Below are 4,724 nucleotides of genomic sequence, written 5' to 3' on the forward strand. Positions count from 1 at the left end.
GGCCGCACCGTCGGCGCCGGCGTCGTCTCCAAAATCATCGCGTGATCGATGGTTTCGGGGCCCTCTCCGGGGCCCCGAAAACGACAGTTGGAAAGAATTTGAATGGTGCGCCGAAAGGCGCGCCATTCGCTCTTGACAGACTCAGGGTGACGCCATAGAGGACGCGCCTGATCTGCCAAGATTTTCAGGTTCGATGCAGGCGCTACATTCGGTGCCGTCTGCCTCTCAACCTTCACGCCATGCGAAGAGGCATGACATATGACCGGCCAAAATATCCGCATCCGGCTCAAGGCGTTCGATTACCGCGTGCTGGACGCCAGCACCCAGGAAATCGTGAACACCGCGAAGCGCACGGGTGCTCAGGTTCGCGGGCCCATCCCGCTCCCGAACAAGATCGAGAAATTCACGGTTCTGCGTGGTCCGCACATCGACAAGAAGTCGCGTGACCAGTGGGAAATCCGGACGCACAAGCGTCTTCTCGACATCGTCGATCCGACCCCCCAGACCGTGGACGCGCTGATGAAGCTCGACCTCGCAGCGGGCGTCGACGTCGAGATCAAGGTGTAAGGAGGGCATTATGCTGCGGACTGGTGTTATCGCCAAGAAGCTGGGCATGACCCGGCTCTTCCTTGAGGACGGCAAGCAGGTTCCTGTGACCGTTCTCCAACTCGACAAGCTTCAGGTGGTGGCTCAGCGCACTTCCGAACTCGACGGCTACACGGCCGTTCAGCTCGGCGCTGGTGAAGCCAAGGCCAAGCGTACGACCGCCGCTCTGCGTGGTCACTTCGCGAAAGCCAACGTCGCCCCGAAGCGCAAAGTCGCGGAATTCCGCGTCGCTGAAGAAAACCTGATCGAAGTGGGCGAGGAAATCACCGCGAACCACTATTTCGAAGGTCAGTTCGTGGATATCGCGGGCACCTCGATCGGTAAGGGTTTCGCCGGTGCTATGAAGCGTCACAACTTCGGCGGTCTGCGCGCCACGCACGGCGTGTCGATCTCGCACCGCTCGCACGGTTCGACCGGTCAGTGTCAGGACCCGGGCAAAGTGTTCAAGGGCAAGAAGATGGCCGGTCACCTCGGTGCCGTGCGCGTCACGACCCAGAACCTTCAGGTCGTCAAGACCGATGCCGACCGTGGCCTGATCATGGTCAAGGGTTCGGTGCCGGGCGCCAAAGGTGGCTGGGTGACGGTCAAGGATGCGGTCAAGAAGCCGCTTTCCGAGAACATCATCTACCCCGCCGCGCTGAAGTCGGCTGCCGAAGCCGCTGCGAAAGCTGCTGAAGAAGCCGCTGCCGCCGCTGCTGCCGAGGCTGAAGCCGAAGCCAAGCGTCTCGCCGAGGAGCAGGCCGCTCAGGAAGCTGCTGCGCTGAAGGAAGCTGAAGAGTCGATCGAAGCCGAAAAAGGCGAAGACGGCGGCGACGCGCCCGAAGGAGACAAGTAATGAAACTCGATGTGATCAAGCTCGACGCCGGCAAGGCCGGTTCGATCGACCTCGCCGACGAGATCTTCGGGCTCGAGCCGCGTGCGGACATCCTGCATCGCGTCGTGCGCTGGCAGCGCGCGAAGGCTCAGCAGGGCACCCACTCGGTTCTCACCCGCTCGGAGGTCAGCTACTCGACCAAGAAGATCTATCGTCAGAAGGGCACCGGTGGCGCACGTCACGGCTCCCGCAAGGCGCCGATCTTCCGCAAGGGTGGTGTCTACAAGGGCCCGACCCCGCGCAGCCACGCTCACGACCTGCCCAAGAAGTTCCGGGCTCTGGGTCTGAAGCACGCGCTGTCGTCGAAAGCCGCCGCTGGCAAACTGATCGTCCTGGAGGACGCGCAGCTCGCCGAAGCCAAGACCAAGCTGCTGGCGAAAGCCGCCAAGGAGCTGGGCTGGAAGAAGGTGCTGGTGATCGACGGGGCCGAGGTGAACGAGAACTTCGCCCAAGCCGCGCGCAACATCGACGGCATCGATGTGCTGCCTTCGATGGGCGCCAACGTGTATGACATCCTCAAGCGTGACACGCTCGTGCTCACGAAGGCGGGTGTCGAAGCTCTGGAGGCTCGTCTGAAATGAGCGCGAAACCCGAACATTACGACGTGATCGTCAAGCCGATCATCACCGAGAAGGCCACCATGGCCTCGGAGAACGGCGCTGTTGTTTTCGAAGTCGCGAAAGACGCTTCGAAGCCGCAGATCAAAGAAGCTGTTGAGACTCTCTTCGGCGTCAAGGTGAAGGCGGTCAACACCACCATCACCAAAGGCAAGACCAAGCGCTTCCGGGGCACCCCCGGTCGTCGCTCGGACTTCAAGAAAGCCTACGTGACGCTGGAAGAAGGCAACACGATCGACGTCACCACCGGTCTGTAATCCGGTAGGACAGAGAAATTGAGAAGGCCCTCGCTGATGCGGGGGCCTTTTCGTTTGCGGTGTCGGGGGAGGGGGCGCTTACCTCTCATGGCGCGCCCAGGCGCTGCGTGTCACTTCTCCCGCAGGTAGCTTTCCGAGACATAGCCGCGCAGGTTGCGGGCGACGTCGAGCGAGACGTTGCACCAGCGGGTATTGCCGCTGCGCTCGCAGCTGCGCACATGGACGATCGCGCCGTTGGGAAGGCCCAGGATCACCTTGTAGCCGGTGCCGGGGCCTGCGCGCAGTTTCAGCATGTCCTCGCCTTTTACCCCGGCGACCTCATAGGTGCCGCGCCATGCGTCGGCGAGGGTGGGGGTGGCGAGGGTGGCTGCCGCGCAGAGCGGGGCTGCGAGGAGGATTGCTCGGGTTGGACGCATTGGTTGCTCCTGTTATGTCTTCTGCCTCGAGAGCCATTTTGCCCGCCCGGGCGACGAAGCGCCAGTTGCTTGAACCATCGCGCGCAAAAACAGGCCAAGCCTATAGACTCACCCCCACATCCCTGCTACATCGCGCCAGTCTCGCGGCCTCGGATTCGTTCCGGGGCCCGTGATTTTTGAATTCGGGGACCTTCGGGGCCCTATACACACAGACAGGCGGGGCAACTCGCCGCAAACCAACGGAAGACAGAAAGCATGGCACTCAAGTCGTATAAGCCGACGACGCCGGGCCAGCGTGGGCTGGTTCTGATCGACCGTTCGGAGCTTTGGAAAGGCCGTCCGGTCAAAGCCCTCACGCAGGGTTTGACCAAGTCGGGTGGCCGGAACAACACCGGGCGGATCACGATGTGGCACAAGGGTGGTGGCGCGAAGCGTCTCTATCGCATCGTCGATTTCAAGCGTCGCAAGTTCGATGTTCAAGGCACCGTCGAGCGGATCGAATACGATCCGAACCGGACCGCCTTCATCGCACTGATCAACTATGAAGATGGTGAGCAGGCCTACATCCTCGCACCCCAGCGTCTCGCTGTCGGTGACAAGGTCGTTTCGGGCTCGCGTCACGACGTCAAGCCGGGCAACGCAATGCCGTTCTCGGGCATGCCGATCGGTACCATCGTCCACAACGTCGAACTGAAGCCCGGCAAGGGTGGCCAGATCGCACGCGCCGCGGGCACCTACGCCCAATTCGTCGGCCGTGACGGTGGCTACGCTCAGCTGCGTCTTTCGTCGGGCGAACTGCGCCTCGTGCGTCAGGAATGCATGGCGACCATCGGTGCCGTGTCGAACGCCGACCACTCGAACCAGAACCTCGGTAAAGCCGGTCGTAAGCGCCACATGGGCGTCCGTCCGACCGTCCGCGGTGTCGCGATGAACCCGATCGACCACCCGCACGGTGGTGGTGAAGGTCGTACCTCGGGTGGCCGTCATCCGGTTACGCCGTGGGGCAAGCCCACCAAGGGCAAGCGCACGCGCGTCAACAAGAAGACGGACCAGTATATCCTGCGTTCGCGTCACGCGAAGAAGAAGGGTCGCTAACATATGTCTCGTTCTGTTTGGAAAGGCCCCTTCGTTGATGCCTACCTGCTGAAAAAAGCAGAGAAGGCTCGCGAGTCGGGCAAAGGCGACGTCATCAAGATCTGGTCGCGTCGCTCCACCATCCTGCCGCAATTCGTTGGTCTGACCTTTGGGGTCTACAACGGCCACAAGCACATCCCGGTGAACGTCACCGAGGAAATGATCGGTCAGAAGTTCGGTGAATATTCGCCGACCCGCACCTATTACGGGCATGCGGCCGACAAAAAAGCCAAGAGGAAGTAATCGTCATGGGTAAGGAAAAGAATCCGCGCCGCGTGGCGGAGAACGAAGCGATGGCGAAGACCCGCATGCTTCGCACCTCGCCGCAGAAACTGAACCTCGTCGCCGCGATGATCCGTGGCAAGAAGGTCGACAAGGCCCTTTCGGACCTGACCTTCTCGAAGAAGCGCATCGCGCTCGACGTGAAGAAGTGCCTTCAGTCGGCAATCGCCAACGCTGAGAACAACCACGGCCTGGACGTGGACGAGCTCGTCGTGGCGGAAGCCTGGGTTGGCAAGAACCTGGTGATGAAGCGTGGCCGGCCGCGGGCACGTGGTCGCTTCGGCAAGATCATGAAGCCGTTCTCGGAAATCACCATCAAGGTGCGTCAGGTTGAGGAGCAAGCGTAATGGGTCAGAAGGTTAATCCGATCGGCATGCGCCTCCAGGTCAACCGCACCTGGGACAGCCGCTGGTACGCCGACAGCAAAGACTATGGCGACCTGCTGCTCGAGGACATCAAGATCCGCGAGTTCATCCACGAGGAAGCCAAGCAGGCCGGCATCAGCCGTGTCATCATCGAGCGTCCGCACAAGAAGTGC

At 61.5% G+C, this 4,724-nt stretch carries 8 protein-coding genes and 1 pseudogene; 8 read left to right on the forward strand and 1 reads right to left on the reverse strand.

The features are described from left to right. The first annotated feature begins 258 nt into the window (after nucleotides 1-258). The 4 genes from rpsJ to B3D39_RS16100 are packed head-to-tail and all read left to right on the forward strand — an operon-like array spanning nucleotide 259 to nucleotide 2,354. Nucleotides 259-567, forward strand: a complete 309-nt coding sequence (rpsJ, locus tag B3D39_RS16085) for a 30S ribosomal protein S10 (RefSeq protein ID WP_036639457.1) — start codon at nucleotides 259-261, stop codon at nucleotides 565-567. 10 nt (nucleotides 568-577) lie between these two features. Then, a complete protein-coding gene (rplC, locus tag B3D39_RS16090; RefSeq protein ID WP_286789877.1) occupies nucleotides 578-1,441 on the forward strand; it encodes a 50S ribosomal protein L3 in 864 nt (287 codons plus the stop codon). After that, entirely contained in the window at nucleotides 1,441-2,061 is a 621-nt protein-coding gene (rplD, locus tag B3D39_RS16095) for a 50S ribosomal protein L4 (protein ID WP_075773839.1), read from the forward strand. Before rplC ends, rplD begins: the two co-directional genes overlap by 1 nt. Further along, nucleotides 2,058-2,354 (forward strand): 50S ribosomal protein L23, encoded by a 297-nt coding sequence (locus B3D39_RS16100; RefSeq protein WP_078521296.1) that lies wholly within the window; start codon nucleotides 2,058-2,060, stop codon nucleotides 2,352-2,354. Before rplD ends, B3D39_RS16100 begins: the two co-directional genes overlap by 4 nt. A 110-nt stretch (nucleotides 2,355-2,464) precedes the next feature. On the opposite strand, the gene B3D39_RS16105 is transcribed toward B3D39_RS16100, so the two are convergent. Further along, nucleotides 2,465-2,770: an SH3 domain-containing protein gene (locus B3D39_RS16105; protein WP_078600742.1), complete on the reverse strand. Its 306-nt coding sequence runs from the start codon at nucleotides 2,768-2,770 to the stop codon at nucleotides 2,465-2,467. Nucleotides 2,771-3,025: 255 nt separating this feature from the next. Here B3D39_RS16105 and rplB point away from each other — a divergent pair, with 255 nt between their 5' ends. The 4 genes and pseudogenes from rplB to B3D39_RS16125 form a co-directional block, all read left to right on the forward strand. Continuing rightward, entirely contained in the window at nucleotides 3,026-3,865 is an 840-nt protein-coding gene (gene rplB / locus B3D39_RS16110) for a 50S ribosomal protein L2 (RefSeq protein ID WP_078521293.1), read from the forward strand. A gap of 3 nt (nucleotides 3,866-3,868) precedes the next feature. Next, complete coding sequence (gene rpsS / locus B3D39_RS16115; protein WP_078521291.1) at nucleotides 3,869-4,147, forward strand: 30S ribosomal protein S19; 279 nt, start codon at nucleotides 3,869-3,871, stop codon at nucleotides 4,145-4,147. Nucleotides 4,148-4,152: 5 nt separating this feature from the next. After that, nucleotides 4,153-4,533: a 50S ribosomal protein L22 gene (gene rplV, locus B3D39_RS16120; protein WP_078521290.1), complete on the forward strand. Its 381-nt coding sequence runs from the start codon at nucleotides 4,153-4,155 to the stop codon at nucleotides 4,531-4,533. After that, nucleotides 4,533-4,724, forward strand: a pseudogene (locus B3D39_RS16125) (30S ribosomal protein S3); the annotation flags it as partial. The gene rplV and the pseudogene B3D39_RS16125, both read left to right, overlap by 1 nt.

Origin of the sequence: Thioclava sp. UBA3469, assembly GCF_002378135.1 — a bacterium.
GTDB lineage: Bacteria > Pseudomonadota > Alphaproteobacteria > Rhodobacterales > Rhodobacteraceae > Thioclava > Thioclava sediminum.

Coding starts and splice junctions, on each gene's coding strand:
- rpsJ (WP_036639457.1), top strand. CDS start 259: ATGACCGGCCAAAATATCCGCATCCGGCTCAAGGCGTTCGATTACCGC.
- rplC (WP_286789877.1), top strand. CDS start 578: ATGCTGCGGACTGGTGTTATCGCCAAGAAGCTGGGCATGACCCGGCTC.
- rplD (WP_075773839.1), top strand. CDS start 1,441: ATGAAACTCGATGTGATCAAGCTCGACGCCGGCAAGGCCGGTTCGATC.
- B3D39_RS16100 (WP_078521296.1), top strand. CDS start 2,058: ATGAGCGCGAAACCCGAACATTACGACGTGATCGTCAAGCCGATCATC.
- B3D39_RS16105 (WP_078600742.1), bottom strand. CDS start 2,770: ATGCGTCCAACCCGAGCAATCCTCCTCGCAGCCCCGCTCTGCGCGGCA.
- rplB (WP_078521293.1), top strand. CDS start 3,026: ATGGCACTCAAGTCGTATAAGCCGACGACGCCGGGCCAGCGTGGGCTG.
- rpsS (WP_078521291.1), top strand. CDS start 3,869: ATGTCTCGTTCTGTTTGGAAAGGCCCCTTCGTTGATGCCTACCTGCTG.
- rplV (WP_078521290.1), top strand. CDS start 4,153: ATGGGTAAGGAAAAGAATCCGCGCCGCGTGGCGGAGAACGAAGCGATG.